Source organism: Staphylococcus sp. HMSC063A07 (assembly GCF_001836955.1).
Classification (GTDB): domain Bacteria; phylum Bacillota; class Bacilli; order Staphylococcales; family Staphylococcaceae; genus Staphylococcus; species Staphylococcus lugdunensis.
The window spans coordinates 161,469-181,034 of sequence record NZ_KV830914.1; the positions used below are offsets into that span (position 1 = coordinate 161,469).

Below are 19,566 nucleotides of genomic sequence, written 5' to 3' on the forward strand. Positions count from 1 at the left end.
ATTAAATGGTTTAAATAATTTCTTTATTTACCCAGGTCAAAAATTAAAAGTGACTGGCACAGCTTCAGGTTCTTCAACAAGAACTTCAAATTCTAATAGCTATAGAACACCAATTTTTAGCCACAGTAACTTATATACATGGGGTCAATGTACATGGCATGTATTTAATCGTCGTGCAGCTATTGGTAAAGGTATCAGCACATATTGGTGGAATGCTAATAATTGGGATAACGCAGCTGCAGCGGATGGATACACAATTAACTATACGCCAACAGTAGGCTCAATTGCACAAACAGATATAGGATATTATGGTCATGTTGCGTTTGTAGAACGTGTTAACAGTGATGGTAGTATCTTAGTTTCAGAAATGAACTACAGTGCATCACCAGGAATTATGACATATCGCACAATACCTTCTTATCAAGTATCTTCATATAGATATATTCATTAATGAATGATGCTGTATCAATAAGATGAGAGATTAAAATATACTAAAATCTTGGCAACCTTACTTAAGGCTTGCAAAAAATAGAACCGTAATTTGTTAAATACAGCAAATTGCGGTTCTAATTGTTTATTTGTGAGTTGTAGATATAAAATAAGAAGAATGTCTGCAATAATGTTATTGACTAACACTATAAAATAACAATACGAAATTAGAAATCTTCTTTAATTTTACGATAACTTGTAGCTAAGCGTGTGACATTGATTATAAATAGAAATAGTGCAGCAAGTTTACGGATTTTTTTAGGAGATTTTAAAGATACATAGAAATCTAATAAAGTACCAGCAGTGCTTAAACCTAATGATAAATAAACTAAATTCTTTTCTTTTGCGTCATGCTTAATCCCATTGTATCCATCTACTAAAAAGCCGGCTAAACTAATTAAATTGGATACATGTGTTAATTTTGATTTTTTTGCCATGAAACATACCCTCCGATGAATATGATATGGTTATATTATAAACGAAATTGTAATAACGAAACATTTATTATGTTTGAAAGCACATAGTTACATGTAATAATCAAATTAATCCCAAAGGAATGGTCAAAGTGATTCGTTGTGTATGCTTAGTAGAAGAAACAGAAGATAAAATCTTGCTCGTACAGGTCAGACATAGAGAAAAATATTATTTTCCAGGTGGGAAAATAGAAGCTCATGAATCGATGTTAGATGCTATCCAGAGAGAAGTGAATGAAGAATTAAAGCTTGATATTCCTCAAACTCAATTTGAATATATTGGGACAGTGGTAGGGCAAGCATATCCGCAAAAAAATATGCAGACGGAGCTCAATGGTTATCGTGTGACGACAGATATAGATTGGGAACAAATTCAAATCGATAACGAAATTACAGATATTAAATGGGTTGATAAAACAGATACACATTTAATAGCGCCAGCAGTCCAAACATGGATTGCGCAAATATCTTCAAAATGATTCTTTCAAAATGTGTTGAACAAGGTTATAGAATTAAGGAAATAGGAAACGAGACAGCATTCATTATGAATCTGTAGTCTCGCTCCCGCAAGGTTGACAGGATTGAAAATACACTGATACCAAGCTTTTTTCAATCCTGTCAACTACTGCCAATATTTAATTCATAACCTAGAAGGTAATGATGTCCCAGACTCATCGTATATTTCCCGGGAAAATACTTAAGCTAGAGCAACGAATGCCATAATGCTAAGGAGTAGGAAATCAAATTCAATGTTTAAATGAAAAATATAAGGCAGGTTACAACGTGCGTCATACGTGAACCTGCCTGATTGTTATTCAATTGTTTGAGAATGAGTGGCGGATAATTTTTTATGTTTAATGAAAAAGGCAGTAATCCATGCAGTGATAGGGATACTTATTGCAATGGCGATACCACCTAGCAAGATGGAAATAAATTCTTGAGTAAAGATTTTTGAATTGATAATGTGTTCAAATGAATAATTCAGTTTAAAAAACCAAAAGAATAATGTTAATTGACCACCAAAATAAGCCAAATAAATTGTGTTTGCAGAAGTAGCTAATATTTCTCGTCCAACCGTCATGCCGGATTTGAATAAATCTGTTTGAGATAATTTTGGATTTGCTTCGTGTAATTCGTACATTGGTGAACTGATGGTGATTGCTAAATCAATAACAGCTGCAATAACTGCTAACACAATGGTAAACACCATAAATTGCACCATATCGATACCAATGTTCATGGAAAATATATAAGTTTCATCCTGTTGTTCAGTAGTAAAACCTTGTAAATGACCGAGTCGAACAGATAAATAAATACCTAGAATAAGTATCATGATGGTTATCATTGTGCCTAGAAAGGCGGCTTTAGTTTTAATATTATAACTATTTAAAATGAATAAATTGCATGAAGCAACTACGATACAGAAAATGACGAGTACCACGTATATCGGTATACCCAACATAATACAAACGATACTTATCAATAAAATGATAAAATTTAAGAATAAGGTTAAAAATGAAATAAGCCCCTTAGTCCCGCCAAAAACAATCATTAATAAAAATAAGATAAATCCTAATAATGTAATTGCACTCATGATGGCTCACCTCGCAATTTAATAAAAAGGCTCATTAAAGTAATAGTAATAGGTATCGTTAAGACAATGCCAATCCCGCCAGAAATCGCTCGAGTAATTTCTAACGACCAATTCATTGAAATCGTGTAAGTAAATGTATTGTCATTTTTTAGATATATAAGTAGCATTGGTAGACTTCCAGACAAATATGAAAATAATAGTATATTCGTCATGGTTCCCATGATATCTTGACCGATACGTCGTCCGGCTACTGCAAGGCGCTGTAAACTTATGTCAGGTGTACGTTGATAAATTTCATACATACCACTAGATAAAGTGATAGCAACATCCATAACTGCACCGAGAGACCCAATTAAGACGGAAGCTAAAAATACTTCTTTAGGTGGTAATGTGAGAAAACTCATCGTTTCATATTTTATACCTGCACCATCGGTTAAACGAATGACCAATGCAGTAATGCCAATGCTTAATAGAGTGCCGAGTAAAGTACTGGCAATCGTTATCCATGACCTCAGCTTTAATCCGGTGACTAGTAGTAGCGTGATGATTGTCGCTAAGGTAACAGCAATTGTCATAAGTCCAAAGAGACTTAATGAAGGATGCTGGTTATGAAGTTGAATAGCCAATAAGACGGCACAAGTATTGAAGGCTAGTGATAGAATCGATTGTAAACCGACTTTCTTACCAACAATGAGTACGGCGAGTATGAATACTCCAGAAATTGCAACGACTAGGGAATCACGTTTTTTTTCGATAATAGTTGCGCTTTTTAATGAATCTGTTATATGTAAAAGTACTTTGTTATTTTTAGAAAAGGCTTCTGTATCTGCTTGAGATGCTACATATGTATGGTTAATGGTTGTTGTTTGATGCTGAAACTTACCATTTAATATTTCTAATGTTAGACGTTGTTTGTACTTTGTATCTGTATTATGGTGTTCATCAGTTATTTTTTGCTGATGAACTTGTTCGACATTTGTAATCTTGGCAATAGGCGTGTGGTAGAGTCGATCGTTGAAAAATGTAAAAATAAACACTGCTAATATAAGGACTGCTAAACTGCAAATTAGCCAAAAAAATCTTGAAGTCAATATGTTTTTATATTGCATCATGTTAAGACGGTCCTTTCACTTTAAAGATAGAGTGATTATACGCCCTAAGCTTTAGCATTTCAAATATTAGCAGCTTTATAAAGTGGCGTGAACGATTAATGATATGTTGAAACACGATTAAATAAAGTTTGTATCAGTGATGTTAATTGTTGCACATCAGGCTTATTATTTTCTTTGCGCACTACGATGCAGATAGAGCGTTTTAAAGGCGTGTGATTAAGTGAAATATCTTTATAATCAAGTGAACTGACAGTTAAGCGTTGATAATCAGGTGCTAATATAAAACCACGATGTTGTGCAAGTAAATATTGAGCTAGCGCCGGATGTGTGACGACGTGTAGTGTAGCTTTAGTTAATTGTTCAATTAAAGCTATCATTGTTGTGGACAGTGGCGTTAATGTAAAAATCGTTGCGCCTTCAAATTGAGCTAAGTGTGGGTTCATCGCCAGAGCTAACGGTTCTTCTTTAGGTAAATATAAATGGTATGTTTCTTCATATAATAAAGTTACATTTAAATCGTTGTTTTGTTGTAGCGTTGGAGTAAGCTCAGTAATCGCAACATCCAACGCATCCACTAATATCTGCTTCGTGGAATCTTGAGAAACTTGTTGAGGAATAATTTTACTATCATACTGACGTTCAAATGTTTGTATTAATGGTAATATACGTTCAGCAACATAGCCTTGTTCATATCCTAGATTAATAGAATAAAGATTATTGGATTCTTGTTGACGGAATAATGTCAAAGTTTCATCTACTTGATTTAATAATTTAGTGGCATGAATAACAAAGTCTTTACCTGCTGTGGTTAAACGAATGTTACGACCTTGACGCTTAAATAGTTTGACTTGCAACTCATCTTCTAATTGTTGAATCTGCCGACTAATTGCCGACTGGGCGATATCTAGTTCTAATGCAGCATCAGAAAGATGTTCTCTTTTAGCTACCTCTAAAAAATATTTTAATTGTTTGATTTCCATGCCTATTCCTCCATTAACTATCATTGTTCTAAAAATTAGAAAGGTATTATCGAATTCGTATATTGTACAGATAAATATTTTACATTATAGTGAAGCATATTAACATAAATATTCAGAAAATTCTTGAAAATGGGGTATGCATCATGTGTGATTTAACAATAAAAAGAGGATTATATGATTATCGAGAAGAACATGATGCTTGTGGTATTGGTTTTTATGCCAATATGGATAATAAACGCTCGCATGACATCGTTGACAAATCATTAGAAATGTTACGTCGTTTAGATCATCGCGGTGGCGTGGGCGCAGATGGTATTACAGGCGATGGCGCAGGAATAATGACCGAAATACCATTTGATTATTTTAATAAACATGTTGATTTTGAACTTCCGTGTGAAGGGGAATACGCGGTAGGATTATTCTTTTCTCAAAAGGTCATAGTAAATACACGATATCAGAAAATGATAGATTTGTTATTTCGTAGTGAAGGACTAAAGGTGCTAGGATATCGTGAAGTACCTGTAAATAAAGAGGTATTAGCACAGCATGTAGCTAAGACTATGCCATATGTCTATCAAATCTTTGTCGACATTACTAATCATCAAGATATCGAGAAAAAGTTATATTTGGCAAGAAAACAAATTGAACACGAAGCTGAACAACAGGGGTTAGAACTTTATTTTACTAGCTTATCTCATAAAACAATTGTTTATAAAGGATGGTTGAGATCTGATCAGATTAAGGGGTTATATTTGGATTTACAACATTCAGATTATCAGTCTAAATTTGGATTGGTACATTCTCGTTTTAGCACGAATACATTCCCAAGTTGGAAACGGGCACATCCTAACCGTATGCTAATGCATAATGGAGAAATTAACACCATTCAAGGGAATGTGAACTGGATGCGGGCGCGTCAACGACAACTGATCCAAACATTATTTCCGAATGATGCACATAAGATTTGCCAGATTGTAGATGAAGATGGTAGTGATTCTGCTATTGTTGACAATGCGTTAGAATTTTTAACACTTGCTATGGAACCTGAACAAGCAGCGATGCTCCTTATACCAGAACCATGGCAACATAACAAAGCAAATGATGCAACGGTGCGTGCATTTTATGAATTTTATAGCTACTTGATGGAACCTTGGGACGGACCAACAATGATATCGTTTTGTAACGGCGACAAAATAGGCGCTTTAACAGATCGTAATGGTTTGAGACCTGGACGTTATACGATTACAAAGGATAATTATATTGTTTTTTCTTCTGAAGTTGGTGTGGTTGATATTCCAGAAGCGAATGTCGCTTATAAAGGGCAGTTAAATCCAGGTAAATTATTGCTTGTGGATTTTGAGACACAGCAAGTAATTGAAAATAATGAGCTGAAATCACGAATAGCAACACAATATCCTTATAAAGCGTGGCTTGCAAAGCATAAAATTGATTTACACTTGGAACAAATAGGTTATCAATCATCGTGTTTATCTGAAACAACAATATTTAAGTTACAACAACAATTTGGCTATACCAAAGAAGATATTAATAAATATATGAGTGAACTTGTGACTGGCAAGAAAGATCCAATTGGTGCCATGGGTTATGATGTGCCAATAGCTGTATTAAATGAACAACCACAAAGTTTATTCAATTACTTTAAGCAATTATTTGCACAAGTTACTAATCCACCCATTGATGCTTATCGTGAGAAAATAGTAACAAGTGAACTGTCTTACCTAGGTGCAGAGGGGAATATATTACATCCGACGCCGGAAGCGCTAAAGCGAATTCAATTACAAAGACCTGTATTGACACCTAGTCAGCTTGAATATATTGAATCGAGTGAGTTCAAGACAGTACGATTATCTACCTTATATACAAATGTGCTTGCAGATGCACTTGAATTGCTTGGTCAACAGGCCATTGAAGCAGTTAAAGATGGCGCTGAAATTCTCGTATTAGATGATAGTTTGTTGAGCCAGAAAACAGCATATGCCTTGCCTATATTACTTGCAACCAGCTATATTCATCAGCTACTCATTAAAGAAAATTTACGCATGAATACAAGTATCGTGGCTTATAGCGGAGAAACAAGAGAAGTTCATCATGTTGCGTGCTTATTAGGCTACGGAGCGAATGCGGTAGTACCATATCTTGCGCAAGCAACCATTGAACAGTTGACAGTACAGAAAAAGCTAACAGGTAAAGTTTCAAATAATGTCGAAACATATACTCAAATTTTATCTGAAGGCGTCATAAAAGTCATGGCTAAAATGGGTATTTCAACGGTACAAAGTTATCACGGTGCTCAAATTTTTGAAGCAATTGGTTTGTCTCATGAAGTTATTGAACGCTATTTCCCAGGCACGCCGTCTAAGCTATCAGGGTTATCCATAGCACAAATAGAAGCAGAAAATAAAGCACAGCAACAACGACACTTAGATTATTTACCTTCAGGAAGTGTATTTCAATGGAGACAACAAGGACAGCACCATGTATTTAATCCATTGACTATTTTCAAGTTACAACACGCATGTCGCGAAAATGACTACCAACAATTCAAAGAATTTACTGCTGCAGTTCATAGCAAACGGTTTGACCATATCAGAGACTTACTAACGTTTAAACAACAGCACCCAATCTCAATTGAAGAGGTGGAATCAGCAGAAGAGATTGTAAGACGTTTTAATACAGGCGCAATGAGTTATGGTTCAATTTCGGCAGAAGCACATGAGACTTTAGCCAAAGCTATGAATCAGTTAGGTGGAAAAAGCAACAGTGGTGAGGGTGGAGAACATGCTTACCGCTATAAACAGCAAGCAGATGGCAGTAATATATCTAGTGCCATAAAGCAAGTAGCATCCGGTCGTTTTGGCGTAACAAGTGAATACTTACAACATGCAAAAGAGTTACAGATTAAAGTTGCTCAAGGTGCTAAACCAGGTGAAGGAGGACAATTACCAGGCAGTAAAGTATATCCTTGGATTGCCAAGGTGAGAGGTGCAACACCTGGGATTGGACTTATTTCACCACCACCGCATCATGATATTTATTCGATTGAGGATTTAGCACAATTGATTCATGATTTAAAAAATGCAAATAGAAATGCGGATGTGGCGGTAAAATTAGTATCGAAATCAGGCGTTGGTACGATTGCTTCTGGCGTCGCAAAAGCTTTTGCCGATAAGATCGTAATCAGTGGCTATGATGGTGGTACAGGTGCTTCACCAAAAACGAGTATACAACATGCAGGATTACCTTGGGAGATTGGGTTAGCAGAAACACATCAAACGTTAAAGCTTAATGATTTACGTAGTCGTGTCAAAATTGAAACGGACGGTAAATTACTTACAGGTAGAGATGTTGCACTTGCTTGCGCATTAGGTGCTGAAGAGTTTGGTTTTGCTACGGCACCACTTGTTGTGTTGGGATGTGTCATGATGCGGGTGTGTCATAAAGATACTTGTCCCGTGGGTATTGCTACTCAAAATAAGGATTTGCGTGCATTATTTAATGGCAAAGCAGAACATGTCGTGAATTTTATGTATTTTATCGCAGAAGAAATGCGGGAAATTTTAGCTTCTCTAGGTTTAAAACGCGTAGAAGATTTGATTGGTCGTACAGACTTGCTTGAGCGTGCAACGGATATACCGCCAAGATCTAAAGCGGCAACCTTAGATTTGTCGCCACTACTTGAACCAATAGCTGGTGTGAATTATCAACAGATGATGCAACAACATCATTTAGAACAAGGTTTTGATTTAAGTAGTTTGTACTACGATGCACAAATCGCAATTAAAGAAGGCCAACACTTTGAGGGGACATATGTTATTCATAATGAACAACGTGATGTTGGTGTTATTACGGGTAGTACGATAACAGAATACTATGGTCCGGATGGCTTGCCAGAAGATACCATTATAGTAAAAACATCTGGTCATGCTGGGCAAAGTATAGCAGCATTTGCGCCACAAGGATTAACAATACAACATACTGGTGATGCAAATGACTATGTTGGTAAAGGGTTGTCAGGTGGCAAAATTTGTATTAAAGCACCAAAACCTGAAAGAGAAAAAGATATTATTGTAGGAAATGTTTGTTTTTATGGTGCTACCGCCGGAGAGGCGTATATTAATGGTCGTGCTGGCGAACGATTTTGTATTCGTAATAGCGGTGTGAATGTTGTTGTAGAAGGAATCGGAGATCATGGCCTAGAGTATATGACAGGAGGACACGTGCTCATACTAGGAGACGTAGGTAAAAACTTTGGTCAAGGTATGAGTGGTGGTGTATGTTATGTCTTCCCGAGTGATGTTGAAGCATTCAAAGCTACACATGCACTAGAGACTTTGGCATTTAAACAAGTTGTACATCAAGAAGAACAAGCATTAATCCGTCAAATGCTAGAGGCACACATCGCCTATACAAATAGTACGAAAGCACGTGATGTGCTTAAACAGTTTGACCAAATAGAGTCACGTGCAGTTAAAGTGATACCAAAAGATTATGAATTAATGATGCAAAAAATCGAGATAAAACGACGTCAGTATAGCAGTGATGCTGATGCATTATTGGCGGCTTTTAATGATGATAGCACGTCGATAGATAAAGCATTGCAACCGACGTTAGTGTATTGATGGAAGGAGCGATGGTCATGGGGGAATATAAGGGTTTTATGATGTATGACAAACAATCGCTGACGGAATTATCATTAGCAGATCGACTGTTAAATCATCAGCCATTTCAACAACGTTTTACTAAAGAGGAAGCAAGGATTCAAGGTGCTCGATGTATGGATTGTGGCACACCTTTTTGTCAGACGGGGCTACCTTATGGCAAAGAAACGATAGGCTGCCCTATTGGTAATTACATTCCTGAATGGAACGATTTAGTGTATCATCAAGACTTTAAAAGTGCTTATGAGCGTCTAAAAGAAACAAATAATTTTCCGGAATTTACTGGCCGAGTCTGTCCAGCACCATGTGAAAACTCATGTGTTATGAAAATCAATAGAGAATCAGTTGCTATAAAAGGAATTGAGCGCACTATTATTGATGAAGCTTATGAGCATGGTTGGGTTTCACCTAAATACCCTCGTACCTCTAGAAATCAATCGGTGGCTATAGTTGGTAGTGGACCGGCTGGTTTAACTGCTGCTGAGGAATTAAACTATCAAGGATATCAGGTTACAGTATTTGAAAAGGCCCACGAGCCTGGTGGTTTGCTGATGTATGGTATTCCTAATATGAAATTGGACAAGAATGTAGTTCGCCGCCGTATTGCATTAATGGAAGAAGCAGGTATATGCTTTAAGACTGATGTTGAGGTGGGGGTAGATATCAGCAAAACAACGTTAGAAGATACGTTTGATGCTATTATTCTATGTACAGGTTCCCAACAGGCTAGAGATTTACCATTAGAAGGACGGATGGGATTTGGAATTCATTTTGCTATGGACTATCTAACTGAACAAATGCAGGTGTTAAATGGTGAAATAAATCAGCCAACTATTACGGCAAAAAATAAAAATGTTATTGTTATTGGCGCAGGTGATACAGGAGCAGACTGCGTAGCTACGGCTTTACGTGAAAACTGTAAGTCTGTGGTTCAGTTCAATAAATATACACGGTTGCCAGAAAAGATGACCGTTGATTACAATACAGCATGGCCACTTGCGATGCCAGTATTCAAAATGGATTATGCCCATAAAGAATATGAAGCACGCTTTGGTAAAGAACCACGTGCTTATGGTGTTCAAACTATGCGCTATGATGTAGACCATTTAGGATATGTTAGAGGTGTCTTTACACAAGTTTTAGAGCAAACAGAAAATGGTATGTCAATCGTTGATGGTACAGAACGTCACTGGCCAGCAGACTTAGTGTTGCTATCCATTGGATTTGTTGGTACAGAAAATACAGTGCCACATGCATTTCATATTGCTACAGAACGCAATAAAATAGTAGCCGATGACATAAATTATCAAACAAATCATCCGCATATCTTTGCTGCTGGAGATGCGCGACGCGGACAAAGTTTGGTTGTGTGGGCTATTAGAGAAGGACGTGGAGTTGCTAAAGCAGTCCATCATTATTTAACTCAAAAAAACATGGCACAACATATAAAATAATATTGACTTTTAATGAACGCTATAATAAGATGTTTATTGTGTTCATTGGAGGAATACCCAAGTCCGGCTGAAGGGATCGGTCTTGAAAACCGACAGGGGCTTAACGGCCCGCGGGGGTTCGAATCCCTCTTCCTCCGCCATTATATTTAAAATCCAAGACTAATAGATATTTAATGCAAGCGCTTAGTTAATAAGGGCTTGCTTTTTTACGTGTTAAGTGAATAGTTAAAATATTGAATAAGTCAAAAAAGAAGTGTGAACTAAACCATTTACTAATGAATTACTGAAAAGGAAAATCAACATCGTTAAATAATTTGAGTTATAGTATCCTAAGAGATTATTTTAAAAACAAACCACTTCAATAATGAAAGCCTTTACATAACTTGTCTAGACAAGTTATACTGAAGCAAAGATAAAAAGGAAGTGGCTAACTTGACTGTAAATAGAAAAGATGTGCAGCACATTGTACAAGCAATTGGTGGTAAAGAAAATATTGATGCAGCAACGCATTGTGTGACTCGATTAAGAATCGTGCTTAAAGATGATAATAAAGTAAATAAAGACATGTTAAGTGACAATCCATTGGTCAAAGGGCAATTTAAAGCAAATCATCAGTATCAAATTGTTATTGGACCAGGAACAGTAGAGGAAGTATATAAGCACTTTATAGATGAAACGGGTGTTGAAGAGGCTTCCAAAGATGAAGCTAAGCAAGTAGCTGCAAAAAAAGGGAACCCTTTACAACGGCTGATTAAGTTATTAGGAGATATTTTTATTCCAATTTTACCTGCATTAGTTACAGCGGGTTTATTGATGGGAATTAACAACTTATTAACGATGAAAGGGCTTTTTGGGCCTAAGCCATTAGTCGAACAATATCAGCAATTAGGAGATATTTCTAATATCGTTAATGTGATTGCTAGTACGGCTTTTATTTTCTTACCTGCACTTATTGGGTGGAGTAGTATGCGTGTATTTGGGGGAAGTCCTATCTTAGGATTAGTACTTGGACTCATATTAATGCATCCACAACTGGTCTCTCAATATGATATTGGCAAGGGACATATTCCTACATGGCATTTATTTGGTTTAGAAATTAAACAATTAAATTATCAAGGACAAGTCTTGCCAGTGTTGTTTGCAGCATATGTATTGGCACAAATTGAAAAAGCATTAAATAAGGTAGTTCATGATTCCATTAAGATGTTGGTGGTAGGGCCTATTGCGCTTTTAGTTACCGGCTTTTTAGCATTTGTCATTATAGGTCCAATTGCATTAGTCATTGGTACTGGTATTACAGGTGCAATACAATTTGTATTTGAACATGCTGGATGGCTAGGAGGCTTCTTATATGGATTACTTTATGGCCCGCTTGTTATTACAGGGTTACATCATATGTTCTTAGCAGTTGACTTTCAATTGATGGGCAGTAAATTGGGAGGCACTTATCTATGGCCAATTGTTGCTATTTCAAACATGTGTCAAGGTTCAGCAGCATTTGGAGCTTGGTATGTGTATAAACGACGCAAAATGGTTAAAGAAGAGGGATTAGCATTAACTTCAAGTATTTCAGGCATTCTTGGGGTAACAGAGCCAGCAATGTTTGGGGTGAACTTACCTCTAAAATATCCATTTGTAGCAGCGATATCAACATCAGCGATACTAGGTGCATTTGTGGGGGCGAATCGAGTGCTAGGTAATGTAGGTGTAGGCGGATTTCCTGCATTTATTTCTATTCAACATCAATTTTGGTGGCCGGTATATCTTCCTATAACTATTGCAGCATTAGTGATTCCAGCAATATTAACGGTATTTTTAGCAAAATTTAGTCATGAAAAAACGAAAAAAATTGTAACACCTCCAGAAGCAGAAAAATAATTTGAACGACGTATAGATTAATCATTATAACCGAGATGCGTTTTCTATACGAATAACATATAAAAAGGAGCAGGACATGGCAAACAATGACTGGAGAAAATCTGTAGTTTATCAAATTTATCCGAAATCTTTTAACGATACAACTGGGAATGGTGAAGGAGATTTACAAGGTATCATTGACAAACTGGACTATATACAATATTTAGGTGTTGATTATATTTGGTTAACCCCGATTTATGAATCACCTATGAATGATAATGGTTATGATATTAGTAATTATTTTAAAATCAATGAACGATTTGGCACCATAGAAGACTTTCAAACATTGATTTCTGAAGCACATGACCGTAATCTAAAAGTTATGTTAGATATTGTCATTAATCATACTTCTACAGAACATGAATGGTTTAAACAAGCAATCAGTTCAAAAGACAACCCGTATCGTGATTTTTATTTTTTTAAAACATCTCCAGATGGGCCACCGACGAATTGGGAATCAAAGTTTGGTGGAAATGCATGGCAATATGATGAGAAGACTGATGCGTATTATCTTCACCTTTTCGATGTAACACAAGCTGATTTGAATTGGGGAAATGAAAAGGTACGTCAAGCGTTATATGATATTGTTAATTACTGGATTAAATTTGGGGTAGATGGCTTCCGTTTTGATGTTATTAATCTTATATCTAAAGGTGAATTTAAAGATTCATCAAAAATTGGAAAAGAATTTTATACGGATGGACCACGTGTTCATCAGTATTTACATGAGTTAAACCGCAATACTTTCGGCGATAAAGGAATGATGACAGTTGGTGAGATGTCATCAACAACGATTGAACATTGCATTAAATATACTCAACCAGAGCGTCAAGAACTTAACAGCGTATTTCATTTCCATCACCTCAAAGTTGATTATCTTAATGGTGAAAAGTGGTCAAATGCTAAGTTAAACTTTCTCAAGTTGAAGGAAATTTTGATGGAATGGCAAATAGGCATTTATCAAGGTGGGGGTTGGAACGCGATATTCTGGTGTAATCACGATCAACCACGTGTCGTGTCACGTTTTGGAGATGATTCGACTGAAGAAAATCGCCAAGCCAGTGCTAAAATGTTAGCAATTGTGTTGCATATGCTTCAAGGGACACCGTACATCTATCAAGGTGAAGAAATCGGTATGACCAATCCACATTTTACTACTATAGAACAATATCGCGATATTGAATCTCATAATGCGTATGAAAAATTAACTGCACAGGGTGAAAGTGATGCAGAGGCGCTTACGATTTTAGGACAAAAGTCTCGAGATAATTCACGCACACCTATGCAATGGAATAATGAAGCTTATGGAGGTTTCACTACAGGTAAGCCTTGGATTGATTTAGCACAAAATTATGAACAAGTAAATGTTCAACAAGCGATGCAAGATAAGCAATCTATTTTACAAACATATCGACAATTGATTGACATTCGACACCAATATGATATTGTGACTTACGGAAATATAGAAGCGCTATATATGGCACATGACAAGTTGTTTATATATCGACGTAATTATCAAGCAACTTCATGGTTAGTTGTCGCTAACTTTTCACAGCAACCAGTACGATTACCAGAAGATTTAAACATTAAAGGAAAAACAATTATTAGAAACGGGGAAATATCAAACCGACAAATAACTGGATATGGAGCGTTGGTGGTTGAGCAAGAATTATAGATAAGGAATTGGTGAACCAAGTGACAATTAAGAAATTCACAAAAATTTATAACCAATTAAAAACAGCCATTTTGAATGGAAGTTATACTAAAGGGAGTCAATTACCATCGGAACATGAGTTAATGAATATAAATAAAGCTTCACGTGAAACAGTGAGAAAAGCTTTAGATTTATTAGTAGCTGATGGTATGATTCAGAAAATAAGAGGTAAGGGCTCTGTTGTTATATATCGAGGCGTAACGGAATTCCCATTTTCGGATTTAATTAGTTTTAAAGAAATAAAGGAACAATTAGGGCTCACCCACCATACGGAAATGCTTCTCAATGAAACATGTTATGCACATGAATTCCCAGTTGTTAAAGAAAAATTAGGGTTGAGAAACTATGAAAGACTTCTACACATTGTACGTACTCGAAGTATTGATGGGAAAGTTAAAATATTAGATGAAGATTTCTTTTTGGCATCCCAAGTACCAAGTTTGAGTCGAGAAGTTGTAGAGGATTCGATATATAATTATATTGAGCAACAACTCAACTTACAAATTAGTTATTCATGTAAAGCGATTACCTTCGAAGCATTTAATGATTATGAGTTAAGTATATTTGGAAATGTTGAGCCACCATATTCGGCAACAGTTAGAAGTATTATTTATCTTAAAGATACGACAGCTTTTCAATATAATATTTCAAAGCATATTGCTACAGATTTCACTTTTAAAGAATTTTCACGACGTTATCACAACTATTAAAAATGTGATTTATTGATTACGCATCTATTCTAAATGATAGACATTACACTTGCATATCAATGCTTATTTATAGTAATATAATTCTTGCCGTGCTAGGTGGGGAGGTAGCGGTTCCCTATACTCGAAATCCGCTTTATGCGAGACTTAATTCCTTTGTTGAGGGCACAATTTTGTGAAGTCTGCCCGAAGCACGTAGTGTTTGAAGATTTCGGTCCTATGCAATATGAACCCATGAATCATGTCAGGTCCTGACGGAAGCAGCATTAAGTGGATCCTCATATGTGCCGTAGGGTAGCCGAGATTTAGCTGTCGACTTCGGTAACGTTTATGAATTGTGTTCGATTCAGAGGTGTGCGGCTTTTTATATACAATCAAAACTTTACTATAAATAAATACAATACGAGGAGGCTGAGATATATTTAATAACTCAGCCTCTAATTACATTTTCGGAGCCTCAACAGAGAGGACTGGCACAATGCATTTCCAGAAGCAAAGTTACAAAATCTTTGTGATGAAATATGATTTTACTACTGCCCTTTTGATTAAAATAGCGAATATAGCAAAAATTTGATACATTTAAACTGTTATAAATTAAAGCTATGCTGATGCATTTCATTTTAACTATGTGCTATATAATGAAAGTGCATGTATTTGCGTCTATGCATACAATGTTCAGGAGGATATATGCAAGTATATTTAAGCACCTTAACTGAAGTAGATTATACTCAGACGCTAGAAAAAATCGAACAAAGTTATACAGAAAATCCGAAAAAAGGTAAAGCAAAAAGAGCGCTAGTAGCAAGGTTAAGACAGTCGCCAAGTTATCAATATGAACTAGAAGTAATTGCTAAAGATGAAGCAGCTGTAGTAGTAGGACATGTTATGTTAAGTAAAATTAATATCGTTGCGCAAGATGCGAAGTATCCTGCACTTGAACTTGCATCATTATCCGTAGATCCAGAAGTAAGAGGTCAAGGAATCGGCAAAGCTTTAGTAAATGCTGTTGAAGAACGTGCTAGAGCAGAAAATTTTAATACGATCATTGTATCTGGAGCGCCTGATTATTTTGAACAGTTGGGCTATGAAAAGGCAGAAATTTACGATATTTATTCCGACGAAAGTACGTTAGAACAGCTACAAGTGAAGTTTTTATGGGATCAATTAACAGACTATCCGCATGGAAAAGTAAAAGATGCAGATGTAGTATAAATGAATTGATATAAAATGGAGAACCCATGATATAATAATGAGTAATTGTTTATGGAGGTGTAGAAGTGAATTATCAGGCATTGTATCGAATGTTCAGACCTCAAAGCTTTTCCGATGTTGTTGGACAAGAACACGTAACGCAAACGCTGAAAAACGCGATATCAAAAGGTAAGCAATCACATGCCTATATTTTTAGTGGCCCAAGAGGTACAGGAAAAACAAGTATTGCTAAAGTGTTTGCAAAAGCAATCAATTGCTTAAATAGTAATGATGGTGAGCCTTGTAATGAATGTGCGATATGTAAGGGCATTACGACAGGCACTAACTCCGATGTCATCGAAATTGATGCGGCAAGTAATAATGGCGTAGATGAAATAAGAAATATTAGAGATAAAGTGAAGTATGCACCTAGTGAATCGAAATTCAAAGTTTATATTATAGATGAGGTTCACATGTTAACTACAGGGGCATTTAATGCGTTGTTAAAAACGTTAGAAGAGCCACCTGCACATGCGATTTTTATATTAGCAACAACAGAACCTCACAAAATTCCTCCGACAATCATTTCTAGGGCACAAAGATTTGATTTTAAAGCCATTAATAGTGAGCAAATCGTAGAACGGTTGCGCTTTGTGGCTGATGAACAACAAATCGATTATGATATTGCAGCCCTAGAATTTATAGCTAAAGCATCTGAAGGTGGCATGCGTGATGCATTAAGTATTATGGATCAGGCCATTGCGTTTGGAGATGACCACTTAACACTGAAAGACGCTTTAGACGTAACAGGAAGTGTAGACGAAGCGGCACTTAATGATTTATTTAAGGATATTGTTAATGGCGATGTGCGTGAAGCGTTCACCCGTTACCATCATTTTATTTCTGAAGGTAAAGAGGTTAATCGCCTTATCAATGATATGATTTATTTTGTCAGAGATACCATCATGAGTAAAACAGCAGACGAGTCAATGACATATGATGCATTAGCAGATTTTGATTTAGAAATGTTGTACCATATGATTGATATTATTAATGATACGCTTGTTTCTATTCGTTTTAGTGTCAATCAGAACGTACATTTCGAAGTTTTATTAGTAAAAATTGCAGAAATGATGAAAACCAGTCCAGAAAATGTCCAAAATGTTGCTACACCAGCTGCGGTAACACAACCAACAAATGATGCTTTGTTACAAAGAATGGAACAACTTGAAAATGAACTTAAGACACTTAAAGCCCAAGGTGTTATTGCTAAACCACAAAAGCCAACTGCTCAACGTGCAACAAGAAGTAATGTAGAAGTGAAACATGCATTTTCAATGAGCAAGATTACTAAAGTATTAGATAATGCAAATAAAGAAGATATTAAACTGTTAAAAGGGCGTTGGAATGACGTTATTGACCATGCTAAAAATAACGATAGAAAATCATTAGTAAGCTTGCTACAGAATTCCGAACCAGTGGCTGCAAGTGAAACAAATGTACTAGTGAAATTTGAGGAAGAAATTCATTGTGAAATAGTCAATAAGGATGTAGAAAAAAGAAATAATATAGAAAGTGTTGTTTGTGAGATTATCAATAAGAACGTCCAAGTTGTTGGTGTACCATCTGATCAATGGTTAAGAGTCAGATCTGAATATATACAACAGCGCAAAAATCATAATGGTGAGCAACATGAAACACAGGATGAATCATCACAGCAAACTAAGACGAGAGAACAATCACAACCCACTGATGTCGCACAAAAAGCGCGAGACTTATTTGGAGATGAAACCGTGCATCTTGTTGATGAAGAGTAAGACATGACAACAGTTATTTTCGTATGTATAATGAAATAAAAGTATAATTTGAACAAATAGATGTTTATTCAAGGAGGAAATGATATTATGCGCGGTGGCGGAAATATGCAACAAATGATGAAACAAATGCAAAAAATGCAAAAGAAAATGGCTCAAGAACAAGAAAAGCTTAAAGATGAGCGTATTGTAGGTACAGCTGGCGGTGGTATGGTAGCTGTGACTGTAACTGGACATAAAGAAGTAGTTGATGTTGAAATTAAAGAAGAAGCTGTTGATCCAGATGATATTGAAATGCTACAAGATTTAGTTTTAGCAGCTACGAATGAAGCAATGAACAAAGCTGATGAGCTAACACAAGAGCGCTTAGGTAAACATACACAAGGCCTAAACATTCCTGGAATGTGATAACTCATGCATTATCCAGAACCTATATCTAAACTCATAGACAGTTTTATGAAATTACCAGGCATTGGTCCTAAGACGGCTCAACGTCTGGCTTTTCATACTCTAAATATGAAAGAAGACGACGTAGTTCAATTTGCGAAGGCACTTGTTGATGTCAAAAGAGAGTTAACTTATTGCAGTGTTTGTGGACATATCACAGAAAATGACCCTTGCTATATTTGTGAAGATAAGCAAAGGGATCGGACAGTGATTTGTGTAGTCGAAGATGATAAAGACGTTATTGCTATGGAAAAAATGCGGGAGTATAAAGGGCTTTATCACGTCTTACATGGTTCTATATCGCCAATGGATGGTATTGGGCCTGAAGATATAAACATCCCTTCATTAATAGAAAGATTAAAAGATGAAGAAGTGAAAGAGCTTATATTAGCAATGAATCCAAATCTTGAAGGTGAATCGACAGCGATGTATATTTCTAGACTTGTTAAACCAATAGGCATTAAAGTAACAAGACTTGCACAAGGTTTGTCAGTTGGTGGAGATTTAGAGTATGCAGATGAAGTCACACTTTCAAAAGCAATCGCTGGAAGAACTGAAATGTAGTAAATGAGTTGAGCCAATAAGGCGCGCTTAACATATATTAATTCTGATAGATTAAGAACTTATATGTTTTAGAGCGAGTTAATTGGCTTTTTTTAATTTTTTCATAAAAATTTGCTACAAACTAAAGTTTGTAAAAATGCGGTATTATGACTATATTTATAAATTTTCATACAAAAATCGAGTGGATAGGCGAACTATTTACTCTCTAATCAAAATGTTGTTCGCTTTATGGTGAGACGTATTTTAAATGTAAATGAATAGGTGTAATTTTTACTATTGTGATAAAGACACTCATCTTGTATAGTATTTATTTGTTGAGCAAATCAACTTAGCATTTCAAATAAAAATTAATTATATATAGTTGTTGACTTTTATGGCTATAGCTAGTATAATTAATTCTCGTCGGTAAGAAATGAACATTGAAAACTGAA

15 protein-coding genes, 1 tRNA gene and 1 other RNA gene are annotated in these 19,566 nt (G+C 35.8%); 13 read left to right on the top strand and 4 right to left on the bottom strand.

Annotated features, from left to right (window positions below):
* The coding region (locus HMPREF2597_RS04925; RefSeq protein WP_141760420.1) for a CHAP domain-containing protein at positions 1–451 on the top strand (451 nt) is incomplete at its 5' end.
* A 205-nt stretch (positions 452–656) separates the two neighbouring features.
* Here HMPREF2597_RS04925 and HMPREF2597_RS04930 read toward each other — a convergent pair.
* Entirely contained in the window at positions 657–926 is a 270-nt protein-coding gene (locus HMPREF2597_RS04930) for a hypothetical protein (protein WP_002461160.1), read from the bottom strand.
* 128 nt (positions 927–1,054) lie between these two features.
* Here HMPREF2597_RS04930 and HMPREF2597_RS04935 point away from each other — a divergent pair, with 128 nt between their 5' ends.
* Positions 1,055–1,441 carry an NUDIX hydrolase gene (locus HMPREF2597_RS04935; RefSeq protein WP_002479271.1) on the top strand — a complete coding sequence of 129 codons (387 nt, stop codon included), beginning with the start codon at positions 1,055–1,057 and terminating at the stop codon, positions 1,439–1,441.
* A gap of 332 nt (positions 1,442–1,773) precedes the next feature.
* On the opposite strand, the gene HMPREF2597_RS04940 is transcribed toward HMPREF2597_RS04935, so the two are convergent.
* The 3 genes from HMPREF2597_RS04940 to gltC form a co-directional block, all read right to left on the bottom strand.
* Positions 1,774–2,556: a YibE/F family protein gene (locus tag HMPREF2597_RS04940; protein ID WP_002461163.1), complete on the bottom strand. Its 783-nt coding sequence runs from the start codon at positions 2,554–2,556 to the stop codon at positions 1,774–1,776.
* Positions 2,553–3,665 (bottom strand): YibE/F family protein, encoded by a 1,113-nt coding sequence (locus tag HMPREF2597_RS04945; RefSeq protein ID WP_173362273.1) that lies wholly within the window; start codon positions 3,663–3,665, stop codon positions 2,553–2,555. The genes HMPREF2597_RS04940 and HMPREF2597_RS04945 overlap by 4 nt, the downstream gene beginning before the upstream one ends.
* Before the next feature lie 98 nt (positions 3,666–3,763).
* Entirely contained in the window at positions 3,764–4,648 is an 885-nt protein-coding gene (gene gltC, locus HMPREF2597_RS04950) for a glutamate biosynthesis transcriptional regulator GltC (protein WP_002479273.1), read from the bottom strand.
* A 143-nt stretch (positions 4,649–4,791) separates the two neighbouring features.
* On the opposite strand from gltC, the gene gltB reads away from it, so the two are divergent.
* The 11 genes from gltB (at position 4,792) to recR (ending at position 19,135) form a co-directional block, all read left to right on the top strand.
* On the top strand, positions 4,792–9,288 hold the full coding sequence (gene gltB, locus HMPREF2597_RS04955; RefSeq protein WP_002479274.1) for a glutamate synthase large subunit: 4,497 nt from the start codon (positions 4,792–4,794) through the stop codon (positions 9,286–9,288).
* Between the two features lie 17 nt (positions 9,289–9,305).
* Positions 9,306–10,781, top strand: a complete 1,476-nt coding sequence (locus HMPREF2597_RS04960) for a glutamate synthase subunit beta (protein WP_002479275.1) — start codon at positions 9,306–9,308, stop codon at positions 10,779–10,781.
* Between the two features lie 47 nt (positions 10,782–10,828).
* Positions 10,829–10,921, top strand: a tRNA-Ser gene (locus HMPREF2597_RS04965).
* 292 nt (positions 10,922–11,213) lie between these two features.
* On the top strand, positions 11,214–12,659 hold the full coding sequence (treP, locus tag HMPREF2597_RS04970; RefSeq protein WP_002479276.1) for a PTS system trehalose-specific EIIBC component: 1,446 nt from the start codon (positions 11,214–11,216) through the stop codon (positions 12,657–12,659).
* 76 nt (positions 12,660–12,735) lie between these two features.
* Positions 12,736–14,373, top strand: a complete 1,638-nt coding sequence (gene treC, locus HMPREF2597_RS04975; RefSeq protein WP_002479277.1) for an alpha,alpha-phosphotrehalase — start codon at positions 12,736–12,738, stop codon at positions 14,371–14,373.
* A 20-nt stretch (positions 14,374–14,393) separates the two neighbouring features.
* Positions 14,394–15,122 carry a trehalose operon repressor gene (gene treR, locus HMPREF2597_RS04980; protein ID WP_002492155.1) on the top strand — a complete coding sequence of 243 codons (729 nt, stop codon included), beginning with the start codon at positions 14,394–14,396 and terminating at the stop codon, positions 15,120–15,122.
* A gap of 87 nt (positions 15,123–15,209) precedes the next feature.
* An RNA gene (ffs, locus tag HMPREF2597_RS04985) (signal recognition particle sRNA large type) lies at positions 15,210–15,479 on the top strand.
* Positions 15,480–15,806: 327 nt separating this feature from the next.
* Positions 15,807–16,331, top strand: a complete 525-nt coding sequence (locus HMPREF2597_RS04990; protein ID WP_002479278.1) for a GNAT family N-acetyltransferase — start codon at positions 15,807–15,809, stop codon at positions 16,329–16,331.
* Between the two features lie 65 nt (positions 16,332–16,396).
* The gene (gene dnaX / locus HMPREF2597_RS04995; protein WP_002461173.1) at positions 16,397–18,127 is read left to right on the top strand and encodes a DNA polymerase III subunit gamma/tau; all 1,731 of its coding nucleotides are present in this window, start codon (positions 16,397–16,399) and stop codon (positions 18,125–18,127) included.
* 87 nt (positions 18,128–18,214) lie between these two features.
* On the top strand, positions 18,215–18,532 hold the full coding sequence (locus HMPREF2597_RS05000; protein WP_002479279.1) for a YbaB/EbfC family nucleoid-associated protein: 318 nt from the start codon (positions 18,215–18,217) through the stop codon (positions 18,530–18,532).
* 6 nt (positions 18,533–18,538) lie between these two features.
* The gene (gene recR, locus HMPREF2597_RS05005; protein WP_002461175.1) at positions 18,539–19,135 is read left to right on the top strand and encodes a recombination mediator RecR; all 597 of its coding nucleotides are present in this window, start codon (positions 18,539–18,541) and stop codon (positions 19,133–19,135) included.
* The last annotated feature ends 431 nt before the right edge of the window (positions 19,136–19,566 follow it).